Consider the following 24,726-nt stretch of genomic DNA (forward strand, 5'->3'; position numbering starts at 1 on the left):
CGATGAGCGACGCACGCCTCCCGTCCGAGCGGCCCTCCCGTGCCGTCTACGTCATCTCCGTCGCCGCCGAGATGACCGGCGTCCACCCGCAGACACTGCGCATCTACGAACGCAAGGGCCTGGTGGCGCCGGCGCGCACCGAGGGTGGGAGCCGCCGCTACAGCGACGAGGACATCCGCCTGCTGCGCCGCATCCAGGACCTCACCGACACCGGTCTCAACCTGGCGGGCGTCAAGCGGGTCCTCGAGCTCGAGCGCGAGCTCGAGCGGCTCCGCGCCGAGCTCGACCGGACCCTGGCGGAGGCCGATCGGGCCGTCGAGCGCACCCACAAGCAGTACCGGCGCGACCTCGTGCCGGTCCGCCAGTCCCTGGCCCGGTTCGGCGAGGGTCGTCGCCTGTTCGAGCGCGACTGATCAGGCCTGGCCCGCAGGATGGGCGAGGGTCAGGGCGAAGTCCCCGGCGGGGTCGAGCCACTGTTCGTCCACCACCAGCCCGGCCCGGTCGAGCTCGGCGGTCACCTGTTGCGTCGTGAACTTGGCGCTGATCTCGGTGCGCAGCCACTCGCCCGGCGCGAACGCCACCTCGAGGTCGTCGAGCCCTCCGACCACGACCCGCTGGGCTTCGGTCGCCACGAGGCGCATCTCGATCCAGCGGTTCCGGTCGTCCCAGCAGGCGCGGTGGGTGAACCCCTCCGGGTCGAAGTCGGCGCCGAGCTCCCGGTTGAGGACGTGGAGGGCGTTGAGGTTGAACGCCGCGGTGACCCCGGCGGCGTCGTCGTAGGCGGATTCGAGCCGTGCCGGGTCCTTCACCAGGTCGGTGCCGAGGAGGAACGCGTCGCCGGGGGTCAGGGTCGCCTCGACGTCGGCGTAGAAACGGGTGCGCTCGTCGGGTGTGAGGTTCCCGACGGTCGACCCGAGGAAGGCGATCAGGCGTCGGCCGCCGGTGGGCAGCTCGCCGAGGTGCCGGTGGAAGTCGCCGACCACCGGGTGGACCCGGAGGCCCGGGCGGGCACCGGCGGTGGCTTCGGCCGAGGACCGCAGCACCCCTTCGCTGCAGTCGAACGGGACGAACGTCGACAGGGTGCCGTGCGCGGTGAAGGCGTCGAGCAGCAGCTGGGTCTTCTCCGAGGTGCCGGACCCGAGCTCGATGAGCGTCTCGGCGGCGGTGCGCCTCGCGATCTCGGCGGCCGTCTCCTCGAGGATGGTGCGCTCGGCGCGAGTTGGGTAGTACTCGTCGAGGCGGGTGATCTCGTCGAACAGCACCGACCCCGCATCGTCGTAGAACCACACCGGAGGGATGGTGGGCGGGCACCGGCGGAGGCCCGCTCTCGTCTGCTCGGCGAGCTGGTTGGCCCAGTCGGCCGGGTCCAGGTGGACGTCGATGACCAGCTGGCCGGGCTCAGGCATCGTGAGCCAGGCGCACGCTGGTGAACGGCCAGCGCGAGGGCGGGGGATAGAAGTTGCGGTACGTGGCGCGTGCATGGCCGCCGGGCGTCACGCAGGCGCCCCCCCGGAGGACGTGCTGGTTCACCATGAACTTCCCGTTGTACTCGCCGACCGCGCCGTCGGCGACCCGGAAGCGCGGGTAGGCGGCGTAGGCGCTGGCCGTCCACTGCCACCCGGCCGAGTAGAGGGCCATCGGGTCGTCCCGGTCGGGGCGCGGGTGCAGGTCGGACGTGGCCCGCGGGGGAGGGGCGACGTCGTCGAAGGCGGCCTCCCACTCGAACTCGGTGGGGAGACGGGCACCGGCCCAGCGCGCGTAGGCGTCGGCCTCGTAGTAGCTGACGTGGGTGACCGGCTCGTGGGGGTCGAGCGGACGGGCGCCGGTGAGCGCGAACACCGTCGGCGGGTCGAGGTCCCAGTAGAGGGGGGCGGTCCACTCCTCCGCGGCGACCGTCGCCCACCCGTCGGACAGCCAGAGCTCGGCGCGGCGGTAGCCGCCGTCGTCGACGAACTCCGCCCACTCGCCGCAGGTGACGAGGCGATCGGCGATGCGGAAGGGCTCGAGGTGCACGGTGTGGCGCGGCCCCTCGTTGTCGAACGAGAACCCGTTTGCCGCCGCGCCGACCTCGACCGTGCCCCCGGGGTGCTCGATCCATCCGAGCGGGGAGGGATCCCACCGCCGGGGCTCGGGGTCGGCGCGGTACGCCGGTCGGAACGGGTTCTGGGCGAGGAGGTGCTTGGCGTCCATCAACAGCAACTCCTGGTGCTGCTGCTCGTGGTGCAGGCCGAGGTCCACCAGCTCGGCGACGCCGGGCCCGAGACGGTCGAGGCCCTCGAGCAGCGCCTGCATGGCGTCGTCGACGCGTCGCCGGTAGTCGGCGACCTCGTCGACGGTCGGCCGGGTGATGAGGCCTCGCCGGGGCCGCGCGTGGCGGGGGCCGGCGGCCTCGTAGTAGCTGTTGAACAGGTAGGCGTAGGACGGGTCGACCGGGGTGTGGCCGGCGAGGTTCGGGGCCAGCAGGAACGTCTCGAAGAACCAGGTGGTGTGGGCCCGGTGCCACTTCGTGGGGCTGGCGTCGGGCATCGACTGCACGACCTGGTCCTCGGGGCCGAGTGGTGCGGCCAGCGCCTCGGTGTGGCCGCGGACCCTGCGATAGACGTCGGGGTCGACGCGGACCGGGGGGAGCTGGTGGTCCTGCTCGGTGCGCATGATGGGACCCCCGCGGCGCTCGGCGTCGGCCGACAAGCTACCGACCCGGCCAGGTGTTGCCACCTCCAGAACTTGATACACTAGCCATCAACTTTCTTGAACGAACGGGTTTGGGCACCTCGACGGGGAGCCTGTGCCGTTCCCCGAGCCAGGAGCGAGCCGACGCATGGCGCTGGACCCCAACCGCTGGACGCTGAAGACCCAGGACGCCGTCAACACGGCCATCGCCGCGGCGCGGTCGGCCAGCAACCCCGAGGTGACGCCGACCCATCTCCTCCTGGCCCTGCTCGGCCAGGAGGAGGGCGTCGTGCTCCCGGTGCTGCAGAAGGTGGGCGTGGCGCCGGCGCAGCTCAAGCAGCGGCTCGAGGAGGACCTGGCCAAGCTCCCGAGCGCCTACGGCGGCGAGTCCCGGGTGGGTCGCGAGCTCACCGCACTCATCGACCGCGCCGACGAGTTCCGCCGAGAGCTCACCGACGAGTACCTGTCAACCGAGCACCTCCTCGTCGCGCTCGCCGACCTCGTCGGCGTCGACCGCGAGACCCTCCTGGCCGCACTCGCCGAGGTGCGGGGCAGCCACCGGGTCACCAGCCAGAACCCCGAGGACCAGTACCAGGCGCTCGAGAAGTACGGCCTCGACCTCACCGAGGCCGCTCGTGAGGGCAAGATCGACCCGGTCATCGGGCGCGACGACGAGATCCGTCGCGTGATCCAGGTGCTGTCGCGTCGCACGAAGAACAACCCCGTCCTCATCGGCGAGCCCGGCGTGGGCAAGACGGCGATCGTCGAGGGGTTGGCCCGCCGCATCGTCGAGGGCGACGTGCCCGAGAGCCTGCGCAACAAGCGGCTCATCTCCCTCGATCTCAGCTCGATGGTCGCCGGCGCCAAGTACCGGGGCGAGTTCGAGGAGCGCCTCAAGGCGGTCCTGAAGGAGATCACCGATGCCGAGGGCGAGGTGGTGACCTTCATCGACGAGATGCACACCGTGGTCGGCGCCGGTGCCGCGGAGGGCTCCATGGACGCCGGCAACATGCTCAAGCCCCTGCTGGCCCGGGGCCAGCTGCGCATGATCGGCGCCACGACGCTCGACGAGTTCCGCAAGCACATCGAGAAGGACCCCGCCCTGGAGCGGCGCTTCCAGCAGGTCTTCGTCGACCAGCCCTCCGTCGAGGACACGATCGCCATCCTGCGTGGTCTGAAGGAGCGCTACGAGGTGCACCACGGTGTGCGCATCCAGGACGCCGCCCTCGTGGCCGCGGCGGTGCTCTCCGATCGCTACCTCACCGGGCGCTTCCTGCCCGACAAGGCCATCGACCTCGTCGACGAGGCGGCCTCCAAGCTGCGCATCGAGATCGATTCGATGCCCACCGAGATCGACGTGGTCGAGCGCCGCATCCGTCAACTCGAGATCGAGCGGGTGGCCCTGGCCAAGGAGACCGACCAGGCCTCCGCCGACCGCCTCGCGACGCTCGACGGCGAGCTGGCCAACCTCGAGGAGCAGATCACGGGCATGAAGGCCCACTGGCAGTCCGAGCGCGACGCCATCGACCGGATCCGCGGGCTGAAGGAGCAGCTCGAGACCAAGCGCCTCGAGCTCGAGCGCGAAGTGGATCTCGAGAAGGCGGCCGAGATCCGCTACGGCCAGCTCCCCGAGGTCGAGCGCCAGGTGGCGCTCGCGTCGGCGGCCCTCGACGAGCTCCAGGCGACCCAGAAGATGTTGAAGGAGGAGGTCGACGAGGAGGACATCGCCGAGGTCGTCGGCAAGTGGACCGGGGTGCCCGTGAGCCGGCTCATGGAAGGGGAGATGGCCAAGCTCGTTCGCCTCGAGGACGTGCTGCACGACCGGGTGGTCGGCCAGGACGAGGCGGTGGTGGCGGTCGCGAACGCCATCCGGCGGAGCCGGGCCGGCCTGTCCGACCCCGACCGTCCGATCGGATCGTTCCTGTTCCTCGGGCCCACGGGCGTCGGCAAGACCGAGCTGGCCCGTTCGCTCGCCGACTTCCTCTTCGACGACGAGCGGGCGATGGTGCGCATCGACATGAGCGAGTACATGGAGAAGTTCTCCGTGAGCCGGCTCATCGGTGCACCCCCGGGGTACGTGGGCTACGACGAAGGCGGTCAGCTCACCGAGGCCGTCCGGCGCCGACCCTACGCGGTGGTGCTGCTCGACGAGATCGAGAAGGCCCATCCCGACGTGTTCAACGTGTTGCTCCAGCTCCTCGATGACGGCCGTCTCACCGACGGCCAGGGTCGGACGGTGGACTTCACCAACGTGGTCCTGATCATGACCTCCAACCTGCCCGGTGATCCCCGGGAGTTCTTCAAGCCGGAGTTCGTGAACCGCATCGACGACATCGTCCGGTTCCGGGCGCTGACCGAGGACGACCTCACCCGCATCGTGCGCATCCAGCTCCAGTCGTTGCGACGTCGACTGGCACAGCGGCGCATCGGGCTCGACGTGACCCCCGCCGCCGAGGCGGCCCTGGCCACCGAGGGCTTCGATCCCGCCTACGGGGCGCGGCCGTTGAAGCGGGTCATCCAGCGAGAGATCGGGGACGCCCTGGCCCTCGCGCTGCTCGAGGGCAGCTTCGCCGAGGGCGACACCGTGGTGGTCGACGTCGACGACGACGGGGCCGTGGTCCTCGGCTCGTCGGGGTAGGTCGATCGGCTCATTGTGACGAAGGGTGGCAAGCCGGCCTTTCCGGCGACCACAGAGGGTGGTACCTTGACCTCCGTCGTTCCAGAGCGACGACAGGGGAAGCAACGATCCGCCGGCCTTCATTGGTCGCTTCGGCCGGCGAGGAGCTAGAGCGAACCCGGCCCCGACGCACCACTCGAAGTGTGCGCCCGGGGCTCACCCGTGTGCGCACGACGCCGACGGGAGAGGGCTCATGGCTCAGTTGTCCACGACGCAGAAGAAGCGAGGCGGGGCGATCTTCGCCGTCTTCGCGATCGTCGCGTCCATCGTGATCGGCTTCGCCGCCCCGGCGTTCGCCCACCACTCCGAGATCGAGGCGGGGGCCGACTGCGACGGCCTGGTCTCCTGGACCGCCGAGGCGTGGATCGACTCGACGCCCACGCAGCAGGAGCGCACCAACCAGAACGTGCGGGTCTGGTACCGCGTCGGCAACGTCGCAGTCCCGAGCGGGAACCCGGTGGCCCCGGCCGCCGGCGACGTCGAGGTCGCCACCGGGGCGTTCAACATCGGCAACGGCTACTCGTTCGGCGGCACCTTCCCGATGCCCGCCGACCAGACCACCATCACGGTGTTCGTCCAGGAGCAGGGCAAGTGGGGGACGGCCACCCCGCCGACGGGAGCCGGCGTGGCCCAGGCCCGGCGGGCCGTGGTCACCCTGCCGACCGACTGCCCGACACCGGACATCACCATCGAGGTGGAGTGCGAGAAGATCATCATCAGGTCCACCAAGGACCTCTCCAACATCATCTGGCAGAGCGGCGACGACCCCTCCCAACGCGTCGAGGGCCTCACCGGCACCTACTACGAGCTCCCCAACGATCCGGCCAACCCGATCACCGCGGTCTGGGTGAAGTCGGGCAACAACAAGGTCGAACCCGGCGACCCGCTGCCCAACCCGCCGTTCGGCAACAACCAGGGCATCGGCGCTTACTTCGCCGTCGCCGCCCCCACGGGTTGCGAGGGTGATCCGACCGCCACGGCGGAGGTGGAGTGCACCGACGAGGGCGGCACCATCACCGTGACGCTGGACAACGAAGGAGGGTCGCTGCCGGCCACCTTCGAGGTCACCAACCCGGCCGATCCCACCGACGTGCGCACCGTCGTCGTGGCGGTGGACGAGACGGACGAGGTCAGCTTCACCGCCGTCCCCGACGGGACCTACGAGGTTCCGGTCTCGGTCACGTACCCCGGCGGTGAGCCGATCGACAAGACCATCACCGGCGTGGTCGTGGCGTGTGACGGCGTTCCCGTGGTGCAGGGTTCGGCCGAGTGCTCGACCACGGGCGGCGTCGTGACCCTGACGCTGTCCAACGACGCCCCGGCGGGCGGCAAGTCCGTGGAGTTCGTGGTGTCGGGTCCGGGCACGCCCGACGGTCCGACGACGGTGAGCGTGGCCGCCGGTGACTCGACGACGCTGGTGTTCAGCGGTGTCGCCGACGGTACGGCGACCTATGAGATCACCCGGCGTGGCGTTGCCCGACGAGACCTTCGAGATCGACTGCGCCGGTGTGCCGGCGGTGTCGGCGTCGTCGGAGTGCTCGGCGACGGGTGGTGTCGTGACCCTGGAGCTGTCGAACACCGCCCCGGTCGGCTTCAAGGCCGTGGAGTTCGTGGTGTCGGGTCCGGGTACGCCCGACGGTCCGACGACGGTGAGCGTGGCCGCCGGTGACTCGACGACGCTGGTGTTCAGCGGTGTCGCCGACGGTACGGCGACCTATGAGATCACCTCGACAACGACGGCACCGTGACCATCACCGTGTCCAACACCTCGCCGGCCGGGAGCGCGCTCCCCGTCGAGTTCGTGGTGTCGGGCCCGGGCACGGCGACGACGCCGACCACCGTCTCGGTGGCCGCCGGTAGCTCGGCCCAGGTCGTCTTCACCGGGGTCGCCGACGGTGAGGTCACCTACACCGTGACCGCCGACGGTGTCGAGATCGACAGCTTCACCTTCGAGGTGGAGTGCGACGATCCCGGGGTGCCCGAGGTCGACGGGTTCGTGGAGTGCACCGGACTCGGTGGCGACGTCGTCCTCGTGCTCGGCAACGACGGCGTCCCCGGCAAGAACCTGCCCATCACGTTCCGGGTGACCGCCCCCGTCGGGGGTGAGGTCGCCGACTACACGGTCGACCCGGGCGAGACGGTGAACGTCGTCTTCCCGAACGTGCCCGACGGCAGCTACACCATCGGGGTCAGCGTGATCGATCCCGCAACGGTCACGAGTGCGTTCCTGGCCCAGGACGCCGGGTTCACCCCGGCGGCCGAGATCTCCTTCGACCAGGAGCTCACGGTGGCGTGCACGCCGATCGCCGAGATCGAGTGCGCCGAGGGCGGCTTCGACGTGATCCTCAACAACGGTGGCGACACCGAGGTCGAGATGTCGGTGCTGAAGAACGGCTCGGTCGTGGAGACCGTGACGATCCCCGCCTTCGGCGGCGTCGTCCCGGTGTTCGTGCCTGCCGAGGAGGGCGAGACGCTCTCCATCTCGGTCTCGGTCGACGGGGAGGTGGCGATCACGGAGACGATCACCCGTGACTGCGACGCTCCGCCGCCCGATGTGCCGCCCGGGCCCGAGGTCCTCGGCGTCACCCAGGCCCAGCCCCCCGCCGCGGTGGTGACCCCGGCCGGGGCGCTGCCCTACACCGGCGGTGAGGTGATGCGGACCGTGCTGCTCGGCCTGGGCCTCGCCCTCGCCGGGATCGGACTGGTGGCCTTCGCCCGGCGACGGGCCTAGCCCCGACACGGTCGGGGGTGCCCCGGCCGTGACCGAACCGTGACCGGAGGGGAGCCCGTGCGGCTCCCCTCCGGCGCGTCCGGGATCGGCGCGCGGACCCCAGGCTCTCCGGGTGAACGGGCCGTGTCGCGAAGCTGACCTGGGGATGGTCCGAAGTACGCTGGGACGCGTGCGGTCAGGTGTCACACTCGCCGAGCTCGGCATCGATCACCCGGTCCGGCGCAGCGAGGAACCCCCGCCGGTCGCCGCGCCGCCGAGGTTCGCCTTCCAGCCCGGGCTGGAAGGGCTGCGCGGTCTCGCCGTCGCCGCGGTGCTGCTCTTCCACGGCGGCTTCTCCTGGGCCTCGGGCGGCTTCCTGGGGGTGTCCACCTTCTTCACCCTCTCCGGCTTCCTGATCACCACCCTGTTGCTCTCCGAACGGGCCCGCGCGGGGGCCATCGGTCTCAAGCGGTTCTGGGCCCGCCGCTTCCGCCGCCTCATGCCGGCGTCGCTGCTGTGCCTGGCCGGGGTGCTCGTCTTCGCCGCCACGGTGGCCACTCCGGCGCAGCTCGTGGACCTCCGCGGCGACATGCTGGCCGCCCTGCTCTACGTGGCCAATTGGCGCTTCATCGCCGATGGCTCGTCCTACGCCGACCTGTTCGTCGCCCCGTCGCCGGTGCTGCACTTCTGGTCCCTCGCCATCGAGGAGCAGTTCTACCTGTTCTTCCCGCTCGTCGTCGCCGGGCTCCTGGCGCTGGCCCGAGGGTCCCGACGGGTGCTCGCCGTGGTGCTGGCGGTCGCGGCCACCGCATCGGTGGCGTACTCGGCGGTGCTGGCGAGCGGCAACATCGACACCGCCTACTACAACACCTTCTCCCGAGCGGCCGAGCTGCTGGTCGGCGCCCTCCTGGCCATCGCCCTGCTGCGGCCCTCGGTGCAGCGCTCCGTCGAGCGCGCCCATGCCCGCCACCTCGTCACCGCCGGGGGGATCGCCGCGCTCGCGGCGTGCGTCTGGCTCTGGCACGTCGCGCTCCAGACCGACCTGTGGCTCTACCGGGGCGGACTCGCCGCGCACGCCCTGCTGACTGCGGTGATCATCGTCGCCCTGCTCCAGCCCGGTCCGGTTCGAGCGGCCTTCTCGACCCCGGTGCTGCGCTGGCTCGGCCGCTACTCCTACGGGATCTACCTGTACCACTGGCCGATCTTCCTGTGGCTCACGCCGCTGCGCACCGGTCTGTCCGAGTGGCCGCTGTTCGGGTTGCGCATGGTGGTCACCCTCGCCGCCGCCGTGGCGTCCTACCACCTCGTCGAGGAGCCCATCCGTTCGGGGCGGCGGATCACCGGCGTCCAACCGCTCGTCGTGGTCCCGGTGGCCGTGGCGGTGCTGGTGCTCGGCATCGTCAGGATCGCGACACCTCCCCCGGCCGATGACCTCATCTCCTTCACCGCCTCCGAGCAGCCGGAGGTCCCGGACTTCGTCGCCGCCGAGGCCGTGGTCGCCACCGTTCCCATCACCGCGCCCCCGGACCTCTCGGCGTTCGAGACCCCACCCGCCCCGGAGCTCCCCCCGATGCCCGCCCTGCGCCCGGGCGAGAAGCCCCGCTTCCTCCTCGTCGGTGACTCGGCGATGTTCACGCTCGGCGAGGGAGTCGCCAACTGGTCACAGACCACCGGCGAGGGCCTGGTCTGGAACGCCGGCAAACTGGGCTGCGGGACGGGTCGAGGCGGCTCTTACCGGCACCTCGACGTCGAGTACCCCACCTCGCCCATCTGCGACGCGATGGGCTACTCCTGGATCGAGGACCTCGCCCGCCTTCGGCCCCACATGGTGGTGCTGATGTCCGGGCTCTGGGACGTCGTCGACCGCAAGATCCCCGGCGACGACCAGTGGCGATCCCTCGGCGACCCCGTGTACGACCAGTTCATGCGCCGTGAGATCACCCAGGCCATCGACGTGCTCCAGAGCCAGGGCTCCATGGTCGTGCTGCTGACCCACCCGAGCGTCCAGGTAGGGGTCACCGAGCAGCTCCTCGGGCCGTTCCCGGAGTCCGACCCGGCCCGGATGGCCCGGCTCAACGCGATCCTCGTCGAGGCGGCCGCCACCCGGCCGCGCTCGGCCGTCGTCGACCTCGCGGGGTACATGGCCCAGCGCCCCCAGGGCGAGCTCGACCTGGCCGAGCGCCCAGACGGCATCCACTGGACCACCGCCTCGAGCCGACCGATGGGCGACTGGCTCGGCCCGCACCTCCTCGCCCTCGTCAGAGGTGAGCCCACCGCCCCCGGGGTCGTGCTCGTCCAGTCCTGAACCGGTCCGGCGACCGAGGCCACCCACCGTGCCACGATGGCTCGGTGGCACATCACCGAGACGGGTACGACGCAGGGCCGGGCGGGGTGAGTCGCGTCGTGGCGCCGCTCGACGGATCCGCCCGGGCCCGGCTCGTCGTCGTGGCGGCGGTCGTCGTCGGCTTCGTGCTCCGTGTCGCCTGGGCCGTGTGGGCCACCCGCCAACCCCAGGGGGTCAACGATCCCGTCCTGTACATCCTGCTCGCCGAGCGGTTCGCCGACGGCCAGGGCTACGTGGGCGCGACGGGCGCCCCGACCGCCTACTACCCGCCCGGGTACCCGGTGGCCCTGGGCACTCTCTTCTGGTTGGCCTCCTCGGTCGGGGTCGACCAGTGGCGCATCGGCCTCGTCTCCGGGTTCAACGTCGTGCTCGGCACCGCCACCGTCGCGCTGCTGGCCCTGCTCGCCGCCCGGCTCCTCGGCTGGCGGATCGCAGCGGTCGTGGCCGTCGTGGCGGCCTGTTTCCCCACCCTGATCGGCTACTCGTCGTTGGGGCTCAGCGAGCCGCTGTTCATCTTCCTCGTCGTCGCCGCGCTCGTACTCGCGCTGTGGCACCCTCTGGCCGAGCGTCGCGCGACGGGGGCGCGACTGGCCGGCGCCGCCGTCCTCCTCGGTCTGGCGCTGCTCGTCCGCCCGGTCGGGGCCCTGCTCGTCGTGGCGGTCCTCGTCGGCCTGTTCCTCGCCGTCCCGCGTCGTCGGGCGCTCGCCCTCTCGGGGATGCTGGTGGGGGTCGTGGCGGTGGTGCTCGTCCCCTGGGCGGTGCGCAACGCGGTGGTCCTCGACGCGGGCCTGACCCTGTCGACCAACACCGGCGACAACCTCTGCATCGGCAACAACCCCGAGGCCGGGGGCACGTTCTCGCTGTCCGGCTACTGCTTCGACGACCTCCCCGACCAGGACGGCCCCGCCGACGTGGCGGAGGTGGCTCGGGCGAGGGTCACCCAGGAACGAGCCCTCGACTGGATCGTGGACGACCCCGCCGCTCAACCCCGGCTCGTGCTGTTGCGCACCGCCGCGACCTTCCAGCACGGCCACGAGTTCCGATGGGCCGCGCAGTCCTACGGCGAGGACCTCTGGCTCGACGACTCGACCATCGTCCTCGTCGACTGGGTGGCCGACGTCGTGTGGTTCGCGCTGATCGCCCTCGGGCTGTGCGGGCTCCCGATCCTCTGGGACCGTTCGGATCCGCGCCGGATCGTCGTCCTCCTCGCCGTCGTCGGACTGTCCGTGGCGGCCTGGCCGTTCTTCGGCAACCCCCGCTTCGGGGTCCCGGCCGTGACCCTCATGATCCTGCCCGCCGCCCTCGTGCTCAGCGGCCTGCCCGCCCTGTGGGGCCGGTTCCGGGCCTCCGACGGCGATCCTCAGGACGGTGGCGGGTCGGCGGGCACCGGGACGGTGGCCACCGGCGACGGAGCCGACGGGGCCGGATCGCGACCGGCGATCGTCAGCAGCTGACCGGCGAGGAACTGGTCGAGCACCATCCGCCCGGTCTCCTCGGTGACGTGCACCCCGTCGGGGCGCAGCTCGGGCGGTTGCGTGGCGAACCAGCCGGCGATGTCGACCACCTTCAACACGTCGGGGCGCTGCCCGGCGGCCTCCGAGAGCAGTTGGTTGAAGATGTTGACCCGGCGACGGTTCAGCTCGCTGTCGACCTCGAGGTTCGGGGCGAGGGTGAGCCACACCACCTGACGGGCTCCGGCGGCGTGCAGTGCGTCGGTGAGGGCCACCATCTCGGATCTCACGTGAGCGGCCACGATCGGGTCCTCGACGGTCCGCCACCCGTCCCAGAGGAAGCCGTTCTGACGGGGCACCGTGTCCCACACCCCGCCGTAGACGATCGCGACCTCGGTGCCGACGGCGGCCACCGTGGCCGGCCAGCGTTCCGTCCAGTCGCAGCGCTCGGTCGACTGGGGGTAGCCCTGGTCGGTGTCGTACAGGCCTCGGACGGGGCCACCCCTCGTGAGCGTGCAGCCGATGTCCGACCATCCCGGGCGGACGTCGATGCGGGGGTCGGCGCCGGTGAGGGCCAGGCGTAGCTGCCAGGCCGTCGAGTCGCCGAAGAGCGAGATCGCCACCGGTCCGGTGGGGGTCGTCGGAATCGGGTCTGTCGGGACGCCGGAGGGCTCGCCGGGCGGGGCGAGGTCGGCCGCGGTGAGGTCCTCGATCCCCCGTTCACCGCTGAAGTCGAAGGTGGGCGTCGAAGAGCGCGAGCCGCTCCAGAGGGCGAGACTGCCGACGATCGCGGTCAGCGGCAACGCCACCGCCACCAGCCGGACCCGGTTCCAGGACCCCAACCGCACGGGGTTCTCGAGCAGGCGCAGCGACAGCTCGGCGAGGACCACCGAGGCCGTGACGGTGACGACACCGATCACCCACGAGCCCAGCTCGGTGGTGCGCAGCCCCACGAGGATCGGCCAGTGGAAGAGGTAGATCCCGTAGCTGAGCTCGCCGATCCGCACGAGCGGTCGGAGCGCGAGCGGTCGGCCGAGGAGCCCGGGTTGCGTGGCGCCCACCACGGCCGCCGCCGACAGCAGGGCCACCGCGGTGAGGCCGCCGTGGGCCCAGATCGGGTCCGTCAGACGGGTGGTGGCGCTCAGGGCCACGAAGGCGGCCAGGGCCAGCGCACCGACGAGGCCGAGCACCCAGCCCCGGGACGGGCGGCGCAGCCCGAGGGTCACGACGGCGAGCAGCGCCCCCACGATCACCTCCCCCGCCCGGGAGAAGGTCGAGAAGTAGACGGTCAGCGGCTCGCTCCCGGCCCAGACGGTGTAGGCGAGGCTGGCGGCGAGCAGGGCGGTGAGCAGGATGCCGAGCGTCCGGCGCGGGTGGCTCGTCCGGCGCAGCGCCACCCAGACGATGAGGGGATAGGCGAGGTAGAACTGCTCCTCGATGGCGAGCGACCAGAAGTGCAGGACGGGCGACGCCTCGGTGGCCGCCCCGTAGGTGGTGCCCGTGAACAGGAAGCGCCAGTTGGCGACCTGGGCCAACGACGCCACCACGTCGCCGCCGATGGCGGCGGTCATCCAGCTCGCCGACATCCACACCGCCGTCACCACACCGAGCGTGAGCAGCGCCGCCGGGGTCAGCCGGCGGTAGCGGCGCGACCAGAACCGTCGCAGGGCGAGGGACCCGGTGCGGAGGTGCTCGTCGAGCAGGAGGCGGGTGATGAGGAAGCCCGACAGCGTGAAGAACAGGCTCACGCCGAGGAAGCCGGCCGGCATCGCCGCGGGGGCGACGTGGTACACCACGACGAGTGCGACGGCCACGGCCCGGAGGCCGTCGAGGGCAGGAATCCGTTCCCGCGTCGACGGGAGCAGCGCGGGACCGGCGGGCGACGACGAGGTGGGACCGGCCGGGGGCGGCGTCGCCGGTAGGTCCGAGGGCCCGCCGGCGACGGGGATCGCGGTCGTCACGATGACCGTGTCCAGTGCGATCGGACGGGGAGCCCGGGGGACCCGGTCCGGTCGTCGCAGGGGGCCGTGGTGGCGCCCGCCGGCTCACTCACCGGGTGCTCCCGTCGTGACGAAGCTGTCGGAGGGCGGCGTGATCGTGTCGTCGCCCGTCGGGTCCTCGGTGCGTGCCGAGACCACGACCCAGGCGCCGAAGGCGACGGCGGTCACGGCCCCGAGGAGCCAGAGCAGAACCGGCGGCAACGGTGGTTCCCACCCGGTGCCGCCCACGAACGCGAACAGGTCGTTCTCGATGCCCACGACGTGTCGACGCAGGAGGGCGGCCAGACCGATCGACTGACCGAGCGCCCAGGCCACTGCGACGGCCACCGCCGTTCGACGCCACCCCGTTTGCCCGCTGCGGGCGCGGACGGCCACGATCCACGCCGCCAGGATCGGCACGCCCACCGCGACCGGTAGGGCGTAGCGCCCCTGGCCGATGAACCCCTGCCGGGACGCCGACAACGCCTCCGGGACCACGTGGATGGCGACGGCGAGGGCGACGAGGGCGAGGAGCACGCCTCGGTGGCGCCACGTGCCGACCGCGAGAGCGCCGACGACCAGGACGAGGATGAGGGCGGTCCACAGCACCAGCAGCGCACGGGGCGCCGGGACCTCGAGCCAGCCGAAGTACCCGAACATCTCGTGGAGCCGGTGCGGCAACCGGCTCCACGACTCCCTCAGGGCCGAACCGAGGGTGATCCCGACGGCCGGCGCCCCGGCCACGCTGTCGTAGGCCTTCGACCACAGCACCCAACCGCCGGCGGCGATCGCACCGACGGCCATCGTTGCCGCGGTGATGCGGGCATCGGTGCGCCGAGCGAGGCTCCCGAGGGTGTCGCGGTGGAGGCCGGCGAGGGCCACGGTGGCCAGGATGCCGACGGCGATGGCCGGTGACAGCGCCCGGGTGCCCGCGAGCAGGACGAAGGCGACGGCCAGCCGCGCCAGGTCGGCGGTGCGCGGTCCCGAGGGGGACCGCGGATCCGCCTCGGGGTCGCTTCGTCCGGTCACCACCACGAACGCCGTCGCCCACACGGCGATCGCCGCGGTGATCTCGAACCCGTTCGGGTTGATGACCGACGCGAGGTGCACGGTCACCGGGGTCAGTGCCACCAGGACGCCGGCGCCGAGCAAGCCGGAGCGCCCCATTCGCCGACACGCGGCTGCGGCGAGGCCGACCATGGCGGCCGAGGCCGCCACGCTGGCCAGACGCATCGCCCAGATGCCCTGCGGTGCGGGGAGGAACCGGGACGGCCAGCCCACGAGCACGTAGTAGGTGGGTGGGTAGGTGCCGACGTAGGTGATGGCGTCGACGAGGGTCTGGTCGTCGACCGGCTGAGGGGCGCACCCGGAGGGCGTGTCGGGCTGGAACACGAAGCAGGCGTTGAGCTCGTTCAGGTCGGCATACCCCGCGGGCACCGTCACCACCGTGTCGATCCAGGACGTGCGCAGCTCGTAGTCGGAGGTGCGTTGGATGTCCTCGCCGCGCCACTCGCCCCGGGCGACGGCGACGGCCTTCACCGTCTGGTCGGGTTCGTCGGGTCCGCCCATGAGGGGAGACGACATCGCCCACACCACGCCGAGCAACGCGAAGAGCGCGGCGGCCACCAGCCCCACCGTGCCGGCGGAGGGCGGATGGCGGCGGGGAGTTCGGGTGGGCATGTGTGCGTCGACGTGCCGATCGGCACATCAACGGTACCAGTCTCCCGGGGCGGTCCGGTGGTCGTCCACGGTCACAGGAGTCGACCGGTCCGGTGACCGCGCCGGCCGCCACCCCCAGCGGCGCCCTGCGTCCCGAGCACCGGACGACCCTGGTCCAGCCGATCGAACCGCGGACGTCCCCGGACGGAGCACTAGCGTCCGGATCGTGGACGACGCTGTGGGCCTGGCCGAACCGGGCCTGGTCGAACCCGTTGGACGTGCCTCGGGCACCGCCCTTCGGTCCTCCCGTGAGCGGCGGGCGGCGTGGCTCGGCACGGCTGTCGCTGTCGGGTTGTTCTGGTTGCTGGCGACGTCCGGACAGCCCTGGCGGCTGTTCGACGCAGGGCCCTTCACCGCCGACTTCTACGACGCGCAGGCCCATGCCCTGCTCTCGGGGCGTCTCGACGTGCCGGCCGACGTGGCGCTCATCGAGGGGTTCGACGTCGACGGGCGCACCTATCTCTACTTCGGGGTCGGGCCGGCGCTGCTCCGCCTTCCCGTCGCGGCGGTGACCGACGCCGCCGACGGTCGGCTCACGGTCCTCAGCATGCTCGTGGCGGTCGCCGTGCTCGGCACCGCGGCGGGCCGGCTGGCCCAGCGCGCCCGACGGGCGGGCGGCCCCGACCGTGAACGGCCGGTCGCCGTCGGGGTGTTCGCGGCGGGGGCGGCACTCGCCACCCCCGTCCTCTTCCTGGCGTCTCGGGGAGTCGTGTACCACGAGGCCGCGCTCTGGGGCGCGGCTGCCGCCCTCGTCGGGCTCGATCTTCTCCTCGGGTGGTGGTCCGCGCCGACGACGAGGCGCCTGCTCGGCGCGGTCGCGGTCGCGGCCTTCGCCCTGGCATGTCGACCCACCTCGGGACTGGCGCCGCTCCTCGCGCTGGGTCTGTTCGTCCTCGTGCTCCTGGTCCGCCGGCAGTGGCGCGTGGCCCTCCCCGGCGTCGCAGGGGGCGCCGTGGTGGTCGCGTCCTATGTGATCGTCAACTTCCTCCGTTTCGGTCAGCTCGCCACGGTGCCGTTCGGCGCTCAGCGCTACAGCGCGGTGGACGCCGCCCGCCAAGCCGCGCTGGCCGCCAACGGGGGGAACCTGTTCGGCGTCTCCTACGCCCCGACCACGCTGTGGCACTACCTCTCCCCCTTCTCGCTCAGCATGGACGTGCAGCGTCTCTTCCCGTTCGTCGAGTGGAACGGGCGGGCGACCGTGTTGGGGCGAGCCACGTTCGACACCATCGATCGTGCGAGCTCCATCTGGTTGGCCGCCCCCGTCGCCTGCCTGCTGGCGCTGATCGGGGTCTGGTGGATCGTGCGCCACGATCGCACCCAGGGCTGGCGGGTCCTGTTCGCCGCGTCGGTGGTGGCGACCGCCGGCATCTTCACCATCGGGTTCGTGGCGCACCGTTACCTCGTCGATCTCGTCCCCGTCCTCGTCGTGGCCGGCGCCCCGGGGCTCTGGGCGCTCGTGCGCTGGGCCGACTCGACGTCGGTGGCGTGGCGACGCCTGGTCGGCACGCTCCTCGTCGTCCTGGCCGTGGTGGGGGCCCTCGGGCAGGTGGCGCTGGCGGTACAGGCTCGTTACCTGTACGTGGTCCCGTCCGACGGTGACCGGCTCACCTTCCTGGACGTGCGGTACCGGATCGATGCGCTGCTCACCGACGGTGCCCCGGGGTCGGTGGTCGCGGTCGTCGACGAACTCCCCGCTCCGGATGACGGGACCGTGGCCATCGTCGGCGACTGTGCCGGGCTGTACGTGGCCGACGGGCTGCGGTGGTACGCCGTCGAGTGGGAGGCCGACGGAGGCCGACGGTTGGTCCTGACCCCCGAGGACTCCGTCAGGTCCGACCTCGGCGAGCGATCGGTGGTGGTGGCCGAGGGCGACGAGTGGCGGGTCGTCGCCGAGCCGGCGGGCGAGAGGCAGGTCGTCTTCGTGTACGACGGACGCACCGGCGCCGACCCGGTCGTGGTCCGGTCCGACCCCGTCGACGTGGGTGGGATCGACCTCGTCGACGTGATCGCCGATCCGGCGACGACCCAGCTCATCGTTCGCACCGGGTCGGACGAACCGCTCTCGCTCTTCTACGTCGCGACCGAAGGCCTCAGCCCGGGCCCGGGATGGAGTCCCGGTCCGGGACCTGCACCGCTGTGTGACGCGCTAGCGGCTCGCCTGCCTCCCACCGGCTGAACACCGCGACGAACTGGAAGGCGAAGAGGTTCGGCCACGTCCTGCACAGCCAGCGGTCGACACGACCCACCGACTGCCGAAGGCGTCCGGCCAGACCGGGTCGACCACCACGCTCGACGACCTCGAAGGGCAGCCCGACCGGCACGACCGTCTCGCAACGCCAACCCGAGCGGGCGGCCATCTTCAGCAGGCTGCGCCGGGTGAAGAAGCGCACGTGCTGGCTGTCGAGGATGCCCCGCCGGTCGTAGTCGAAGCGGCCGCTGGCCACCCGCACCCGCGGGTACCAGTGGGCGAAGTTCGGAATGCACACGATGAGCTCGACATCGGGAGTGGTGACGTCGGCCAGCTCGGTGAGGAGGTTGTCGGGACGGCGGACGTGTTCGAGCACGTTGGCGGCGACCACGACGCCGAAGGGCGGCCCGTCGCGCAGCTCCTTGGGCAGGCCGCCGTCGAGGTCGGCGACGAGGTAGTGGACACCGTCGTGCTCGCCCACCGCCGGCGGATGGGGGTCGATGGCCGTGACGTCGTGACCCCGTTGCGCGGCCAGCTCGGCCAGCTGGCCGTCGCCGCAGCCGAGATCGAGGATGCGGCCGGGGGTGCGTCGGGTGACCAGCTCGGTGAGGTGGAAGTGGCTGGAGTCCGGGACCGGCCGCCACTCGTAGTGCTCCTCGATGGTGCCCGGGTCGGGGGTCCCGAAGCCGATGCGGGCCAGCCGCGCACGGGTGACGTCGAGGGCCACGTCGCGCGCGTAGCCCAAGCCGTTCACGTAGCAGATCTCGTCGCCGTAGTAGGTGGGGATGGGGATCTCGGTGATGCGGGCTCCGCTGGCGGCGAACTGGAGCAGCACCTCGGTGTCGAAGTCGTAGAGGTCGCTGTTGCGCTCGAAGGGGATGCGCGCCAGGGCCTTGACCGAGAACGCGCGATACCCGGAGTGCCACTCCGACAGGTCGAGGCCGCTGACGGCGTTCTGGTAGCGGGTCAGGATGCGATTGCCGACGAACTTGTAGAGAGGCATGCCGCCGGCCCGGGCCCCGCCGGCGGTGAGCATGCGGGACCCCATGACCACGTCGGCATCGTCGGCGAGGAGCGGAGCCACCATCGCGGGGAGCAGCTCGGGTGCGTACTGGCCGTCGCCGTGGACCATGACCACGATGTCGAGGCCCTGGTCGATGGCCCAGCGGTACCCCACCTTCTGGTTGCCGCCGTACCCGAGGTTGCGGGACTGGCGGACCACGGTGATGGGGAGTTCGGGGTATCGGTTCGAGTAGGCCACACCCACGTCGTAGGTGTCGTCCTCGGAGTGGTTGTCACTCACCAGCACGGCCGACAACCCGGCGATGTCGGAGGGGATGCGGTCGAGCACCCCGGCGAGCGTGGCCGCCGTGTTGTAGGCGACGATCAGGATGCCGATGCGGGGGTGGGCTTGGTGCTCGGGGTCCACGGCAGTCCTTTCGGCAGATCGGACGTGACCTGCGGGTGCGATCCGGGTCGCGTCGCCGGCTCGAGCCGGCAGAACCCCACGCAGCGCTAAGGTTATCTGTTCGCCGCGGCGGGGAACCGGACGTGACCGACGTTCCCGGGCCCCGCCCCGTAGAGGAGTTCGCCGTGCCAGCCACCGTGGTCGTGGGCACCCAGTGGGGTGACGAGGGGAAGGGCAAGTTCACCGACCTCGTCGCCAAGGAGATGGCGCTGGTCGTGCGCTACCAGGGCGGTCACAACGCCGGCCACACGATCGTGGTCGACGGCGAGAGCTTCGCGCTCCAGCTCGTGCCCAGCGGCATCCTCTACGACCACATCGTCCCGGTCATCGGCAACGGGGTGGTGGTCGACCCCCGGGTGCTGATCGCCGAGCTCGACGTGCTGGCCGCCAAGGGGGTCGACACGAGCCGCCTGCGGATCAGCGGCAACGCCCATCTGATCCTCCCGTACCACCAGGAGCTCGACAAGCTCACCGAGCGCCACCTGGGCCGCAACAAGGTCGGGACCACGAAGAGGGGCATCGGCCCCGCCTACGCCGACAAGGCCACCCGTGTCGGCCTGCGCGTACAGGACCTGCTCGACCCGAAGATCTTCCGGGAGAAGCTCGACGCGGTCCTCAAGGAGAAGAACGCCGTCCTGGCCAAGGTGTTCAACCAGCTCCCCCTCTCGGCCGACGACATCGCCGACGTGTACCTCGGGCAGTGCGCCCCGCGGCTGGCGCCGATGATCGCCGACACGGTCAACCTGGTGCACGAGTCGCTCGACGCCGGCCAGGAGGTGCTCCTCGAGGGCGCCCAGGCCACGTTCCTCGACCTCGACCACGGCACCTATCCGTTCGTGACGTCCTCCAACCCGGTGGCGGGAGGGGCCTGCACCGGGGCGGGCGTGGGGCCGCGTCACATCGACCGCGTGATCGGCATCGCCAAGGCCTACGTCACACGGGTGGGAGCGGGACCCTTCCCCACCGAACTGCACGACGAGGTCGGCGAGCTCCTCGTCGACCGGGGCCACGAGTACGGCACCAACACCGGGCGCCGCCGTCGCACCGGCTGGTTCGACGCGGTGATGCTGCGCCACGCGGTGCGCCTCAACTCGCTCTCCGACCTCGCCGTCACGAAGCTCGACGTGCTCGACACGCTCGACACGGTGAAGGTCTGCGTGGCCTACGAGGTCGACGGCGAGCGTGTCGAACACCTCCCCTACCACCAGTCGGTGCTGCACAAGGCGACGCCGGTCTACGCGGAGCTCCCCGGGTGGACGACCGACCTCAGCTCGGTCACGCGCCGCGACCAGCTCCCCGGCGAGGCCCTCGACTACATGATCTTCCTGCAGGAGCAGGTCGGGGTCCCGATCTCGCTCGTCGGTGTCGGTCCCGGCCGCGAGCAGTTCCTCCACTTCGACGGCTGATGCGGGCACTTCGACGGCTGATGCGGGCCGGGGTCCGACAGGTCGACGGGAGGCGGGGTCGGTGAGGATCTGCGTCGTCGGCGCCGGTGGGCGTGAGCACGCGTTGGCCGAGGTGCTCGGGCGCCATCACGACGTCGTCGTGACCCCCGGGAACCCGGGCATCCCCGGATCGGTGCCCACCGCGCCGGAGGATCTCGACGCCGACCTCTACGTGATCGGGCCCGAGGCCCCGCTCGTCGACGGGCTGGCCGACCGCCTGCGGGCCGCCGGGCGGCTCGTCTTCGGGCCCGGAGCCGACGGCGCCCGCCTCGAGGGCTCGAAGGCGTGGATGAAGGAGGTGCTCGTCGACGCAGGGGTGGCCACCGCGGCGCACGGCGCTTTCGTCGACGAGGCCGCGGCCTTCGCTTTCCTCGACACGATGCGCCCGCCGTACGTCGTCAAGACCGATGGCCTCGCCGCCGGGAAGGGCGTGCTCGTCACCGACTCCCTCGCCGATGCCCGGGCCGCCGTCACCGACTACCTGTCGGGGTCGGCCTTCGGCGACGCCGGGCGCACCGTGGTCATCGAGGAGGGCCTCACCGGTCCCGAGCTGTCCGTCCTGGCGGTGTGCGACGGTACCCGGGCGGTGGCGCTGGCCCCCGCCCAGGACTACAAGCGCCTCGCCGACGGCGATCAGGGCCCCAACACGGGTGGCATGGGGGCGTACTCGCCGGTGCCGGCGGCCGACACCGAGCTCGTCGACCGGGTGATGCGCGAGGCGGTCGAGCCCACCCTCGCCGCGCTCCGGGGCCGGGGGATCGACTACCGCGGTGTGCTCTACGCAGGACTCATGCTCACCCCCGACGGGCCCAAGGTGCTCGAGTACAACGTGCGCTTCGGCGACCCCGAGACCCAGGTGGTGCTCCCCCGACTCACCAGCGACCTGGGTGAGCTGCTGGCGTCGGCGGCGCGCGGCCACCTCGGGCCCGCCCCGACCTTCGACGACGGTGCCGCCGTCACCGTCGTCTGCGCCAGCGAGGGGTACCCCCGCCAGGTGCGCGACGGCGACCGGATCGACGGGCTCGCCGACGCCGCCGCCGTCGAGGGGGTCAGCATCTTCTGCGCCGGTGTGGCCGCCGGGTCCGACGGGGGTCTCGTCACCGCGGGCGGCCGCGTGCTCGCGGTCACCGGGCGGGGACCCACGACGGCGGAGGCCCGGCGGCGGGCCTACACGGCGGCCGCCTGCATCTCCTGGCCGGGGCGCCAGATGCGCACCGACATCGCCGCCGGCTGAGGTCGCCCGACGGCCCGATCGGCGGGCACGGCCCCACTACCCTGAGGCGGTGGTCGGCGTGAGCGAGCCCGGGGACACGACGGTCCGAGACGACACCGAGGGGGCGCCCGGTCCCGCGGCGACGACGCCCTCGCCGGGTCCTCCCACCCGAGGTTTCGTGATCGCCGTGGGCCTGGCGGCGGTACTCGCCGCCGTGGTCCGCCTCGTCTACATCTGGTTCGACCGGCGGGACTTCGTCTTCGGAGGCGACGCGTACTACTACCACCAGGGCGCGAACCTGCTGGCCGACGGCGAGGGCTTCATCCACCCCTTCGGCTGGCTCGAGGGCAAGTCGGTCGAGTCCGCCGACCACCCGCCGCTCTACATCGTCTACCTGGCCGGCTGGTCGCTGATGGGGGTGCGCACCACCACCGGGCACATGGTCGCCAGCGCCCTGATCGGGGTGGCGTCGGTGGTGGTGGCGGCGCTGGTGGGGCGCCGCGTCGGCGGCGAGCGGGTGGGCGTCGTGGCCGCCGTGCTGCTCGCGCTGGCGCCGAACGTGTGGCGCTACGACGGCATGTTGATGTCGGAGACCATGGTGATCCTCGTCGTGCTCGTCACCGTGTTCCTGGCCTATCGATTCTGGGACCGCCGGACGCCGGGCCGACTCGTCGTCCTGGGTGTGGCGGTCGGCGTCGCGACCCTGGCCCGCTCGGAGCTGCTGCTCCTGGGGCCGCTGCTGGTCCTGCCGCTCGCGTTGTTGACGAAGGAGCGCTCGTGGGGGTGGCGCATCGGCTGGCTGGCGGCATCTGCGGGAGCGGTGGTGGCTGTCCTGACGCCCTGGCTGGTGCTGAACCAGACCCGCTTCGACGAGCCCGTGTACCTGTCCCAGAACCTCGGTGGGACGATCACGGTGTCCTACTGCGACACCGTCTTCGAGGGGCCGTTGCTCGGCTACTGGGACTTCAACTGCGGGCCCCGGGTCCTCGCCCCGCTCGGGCTCCTCGAGCTCGGTTCACCGGGTGTCGACGCGGCCATGCGCGAGGCCGGCCTGGAGTTCGCCTCCGAGAACCTCGACCGGCTCCCGGTCGTCGTGGCGGCCCGCCTCGGTCGGATCGTGGGGGTCTTCCGCCCGCAGCAGCAGCGCGACCTCGACGTGTTCATGGAGAGCACCACCCGTACGGTGGCCACCGCGGGGATGATCACGCTGCCGTTCTCGATCGTGGGTGCCGTCGCCGGCGCGGTGGTGCTGCGGCGCCGCCGGGTACCGGTGATCCCCCTCCTCGCGCCCATCGCCTGCGTGGTCGTCACGGTGGCGCTGTTCTATGCGGCCACCCGCTTCCGGGCCACCGCCGAGGGGCCGATCTACGTCCTGTCCGCCGTCGCGCTCGTCGCGCTGTGGGACCAGGGGCGCCGCTGGTTGCGGAGATCGCCGGCCGCCCACGACGGGGGTTGACCGCCGAGATGCCCGCCGCGGTGGTGCAGCAGGGCGGACGACGCAGCGAGACGGGCGAGGACCGGCCGACGAGGGGTTTCGTCATCGCCGTGGCAGTGGTCGTGGCGGCGGCGGCGGCGGTGCGGCTGGCCGCCATCCTGGGTGACCGGGCCGGCGTGGAGATCGGCGGCGACCCGTTCTACTACCACGGCGCCGGGCGCCTCCTCGCCGACGGCGAGGGCTTCGTGAACCCCTTCGCAGCCATGGGCGGTGAGTCCATCGAGTCCGCCGACCACCCGCCGCTGTACATCGTCTACCTGGCCGGATGGTCGTTGCTCGGCGTCCGCTCGACCACCGGGCACCTGCTGGTGAGCGCCGTCCTTGGTCTGGTCTCGGTGGTGCTGGCTGCCGTGGTGGGTCGGCGGGTCGGCGGTGAGCGGGTGGGGGTCGTGGCCGCCGGCATCGTGGCGATCAGCCCGAACGTGTGGCGCTACGACACCATGTTGCTCTCCGAGACCGTCGTCATCGTCGTCGTCCTGGCGACGGTGTGGCTCTCGTACCGCTTCTGGGACCGTCCCGGTCCGCTCGGACTGGTCCTGTTGGGTGCGGCGGTCGGCCTCGCCGGCTTGGCCCGGTCCGAGCTCTTGTTGCTCGGGCCGTTCCTCGTCCTCCCGCTGGCGCTGCTCGTGCCGGGACGCTCATGGGGGTGGCGGGTCGGTTGGCTCGCGGCCGCCGGTGGGGCGGCGGTTGCGGTGCTGACCCCGTGGCTCGTGCTGAACCAGGTCCGCTTCGACGAGCCCGTGTACCTGTCCCAGAACCTCGGCGGCACCCTGGCCGTGTCCTACTGCGAGCCGGTGTTCGACGGTCCGCTCGTCGGCTACTGGGACTTCGCGTGCGGAGTCCGGGCGCTCGACGACGCCGGCATCACCGGCCTCGGCCAGCCGGGGTACGAAGCGGCGATGCGCGAGGCGGGCCTCGAGTTCGCGTCGGAGAACCTCGGCCGTCTCCCGACGGTGGTGTCGGCGCGGGTCGGCCGGATCCTCGGGCTGTACCGGCCCGACCAGCAGCGGGACCTCGACGTCGACGTGGAGGGCATGACGCCCTGGGTCGCGACCGCCGGCGCGATCGCGTTCCCCCTCACCGCCGTCGCGGCGGTGGCCGGCACCGTGGTGCTCCGCCGGCGCCGTGTCCTCCTCCTCCCTCTCCTCGCCCCGCTGGCCTGTGTGCTGGTCACCGTCGCCGTCTTCTACGCGGCGACGCGCTTCCGGGCCACTGCCGAGGGACCGCTGGCGGTCCTGGCCGCGGTCGGCGTCGTCGCCGGCTGGGACGTGCTGCGGCGTCGCCACCCGCCGGGCGGCCGCAGACCGGCGAGCGAGGGGTCGCCCCCGGTGCCGGTACAGTCGCCCGGTCCGCCGGTGAGGAGGTGA

At 71.9% G+C, this 24,726-nt stretch carries 16 protein-coding genes; 11 read left to right on the top strand and 5 right to left on the bottom strand.

The window, feature by feature from the left end; genetic code table 11:
- Window positions 1–2: 2 nt before the first annotated feature.
- A complete protein-coding gene (locus MUE36_13675) occupies window positions 3–413 on the top strand; it encodes a MerR family transcriptional regulator (GenBank protein MCU0311981.1) in 411 nt (136 codons plus the stop codon).
- On the opposite strand, the gene egtD is transcribed toward MUE36_13675, so the two are convergent.
- Window positions 414–1,406 carry an L-histidine N(alpha)-methyltransferase gene (gene egtD, locus MUE36_13680; GenBank protein ID MCU0311982.1) on the bottom strand — a complete coding sequence of 331 codons (993 nt, stop codon included), beginning with the start codon at window positions 1,404–1,406 and terminating at the stop codon, window positions 414–416.
- Window positions 1,399–2,652: an ergothioneine biosynthesis protein EgtB gene (egtB, locus tag MUE36_13685; protein ID MCU0311983.1), complete on the bottom strand. Its 1,254-nt coding sequence runs from the start codon at window positions 2,650–2,652 to the stop codon at window positions 1,399–1,401. The genes egtD and egtB overlap by 8 nt, the downstream gene beginning before the upstream one ends.
- Before the next feature lie 166 nt (window positions 2,653–2,818).
- Here egtB and MUE36_13690 point away from each other — a divergent pair, with 166 nt between their 5' ends.
- The 5 genes from MUE36_13690 to MUE36_13710 all read left to right on the top strand — a co-directional run bounded on the left by MUE36_13690 (window position 2,819) and on the right by MUE36_13710 (window position 11,855).
- Window positions 2,819–5,308, top strand: a complete 2,490-nt coding sequence (locus MUE36_13690; protein MCU0311984.1) for an AAA family ATPase — start codon at window positions 2,819–2,821, stop codon at window positions 5,306–5,308.
- 232 nt (window positions 5,309–5,540) lie between these two features.
- Complete coding sequence (locus tag MUE36_13695) at window positions 5,541–7,016, top strand: hypothetical protein (GenBank protein MCU0311985.1); 1,476 nt, start codon at window positions 5,541–5,543, stop codon at window positions 7,014–7,016.
- Window positions 7,017–7,091: 75 nt separating this feature from the next.
- Window positions 7,092–8,078 (top strand): LPXTG cell wall anchor domain-containing protein, encoded by a 987-nt coding sequence (locus MUE36_13700; protein MCU0311986.1) that lies wholly within the window; start codon window positions 7,092–7,094, stop codon window positions 8,076–8,078.
- Window positions 8,079–8,247: 169 nt separating this feature from the next.
- Window positions 8,248–10,362, top strand: a complete 2,115-nt coding sequence (locus MUE36_13705; GenBank protein MCU0311987.1) for an acyltransferase — start codon at window positions 8,248–8,250, stop codon at window positions 10,360–10,362.
- A 44-nt stretch (window positions 10,363–10,406) separates the two neighbouring features.
- Entirely contained in the window at window positions 10,407–11,855 is a 1,449-nt protein-coding gene (locus tag MUE36_13710; protein MCU0311988.1) for a glycosyltransferase family 39 protein, read from the top strand.
- On the opposite strand, the gene MUE36_13715 is transcribed toward MUE36_13710, so the two are convergent.
- Window positions 11,762–13,813 carry an acyltransferase gene (locus tag MUE36_13715; GenBank protein MCU0311989.1) on the bottom strand — a complete coding sequence of 684 codons (2,052 nt, stop codon included), beginning with the start codon at window positions 13,811–13,813 and terminating at the stop codon, window positions 11,762–11,764. The two genes, MUE36_13710 and MUE36_13715, sit on opposite strands and share 94 nt — an antisense overlap.
- Before the next feature lie 84 nt (window positions 13,814–13,897).
- Window positions 13,898–15,511 carry a DUF2142 domain-containing protein gene (locus tag MUE36_13720; GenBank protein MCU0311990.1) on the bottom strand — a complete coding sequence of 538 codons (1,614 nt, stop codon included), beginning with the start codon at window positions 15,509–15,511 and terminating at the stop codon, window positions 13,898–13,900.
- 205 nt (window positions 15,512–15,716) lie between these two features.
- On the opposite strand from MUE36_13720, the gene MUE36_13725 reads away from it, so the two are divergent.
- Window positions 15,717–17,726, top strand: coding sequence for a hypothetical protein (locus tag MUE36_13725; GenBank protein ID MCU0311991.1), 2,010 nt, complete (start codon window positions 15,717–15,719; stop codon window positions 17,724–17,726).
- On the opposite strand, the gene MUE36_13730 is transcribed toward MUE36_13725, so the two are convergent.
- Window positions 17,641–19,167, bottom strand: a complete 1,527-nt coding sequence (locus MUE36_13730) for a bifunctional glycosyltransferase/class I SAM-dependent methyltransferase (GenBank protein ID MCU0311992.1) — start codon at window positions 19,165–19,167, stop codon at window positions 17,641–17,643. The two genes, MUE36_13725 and MUE36_13730, sit on opposite strands and share 86 nt — an antisense overlap.
- A 164-nt stretch (window positions 19,168–19,331) precedes the next feature.
- On the opposite strand from MUE36_13730, the gene MUE36_13735 reads away from it, so the two are divergent.
- From MUE36_13735 to MUE36_13750, 4 genes are all read left to right on the top strand, one after another.
- The gene (locus MUE36_13735) at window positions 19,332–20,612 is read left to right on the top strand and encodes an adenylosuccinate synthase (GenBank protein ID MCU0311993.1); all 1,281 of its coding nucleotides are present in this window, start codon (window positions 19,332–19,334) and stop codon (window positions 20,610–20,612) included.
- 61 nt (window positions 20,613–20,673) lie between these two features.
- On the top strand, window positions 20,674–21,885 hold the full coding sequence (gene purD / locus MUE36_13740) for a phosphoribosylamine--glycine ligase (GenBank protein ID MCU0311994.1): 1,212 nt from the start codon (window positions 20,674–20,676) through the stop codon (window positions 21,883–21,885).
- A gap of 58 nt (window positions 21,886–21,943) precedes the next feature.
- Window positions 21,944–23,320, top strand: a complete 1,377-nt coding sequence (locus MUE36_13745) for a glycosyltransferase family 39 protein (protein ID MCU0311995.1) — start codon at window positions 21,944–21,946, stop codon at window positions 23,318–23,320.
- Entirely contained in the window at window positions 23,317–24,726 is a 1,410-nt protein-coding gene (locus tag MUE36_13750) for a glycosyltransferase family 39 protein (GenBank protein MCU0311996.1), read from the top strand. The genes MUE36_13745 and MUE36_13750 overlap by 4 nt, the downstream gene beginning before the upstream one ends.

This window comes from Acidimicrobiales bacterium, assembly GCA_025455885.1.
Lineage (GTDB): Bacteria > Actinomycetota > Acidimicrobiia > Acidimicrobiales > Acidimicrobilacustridaceae > Rhabdothermincola_A.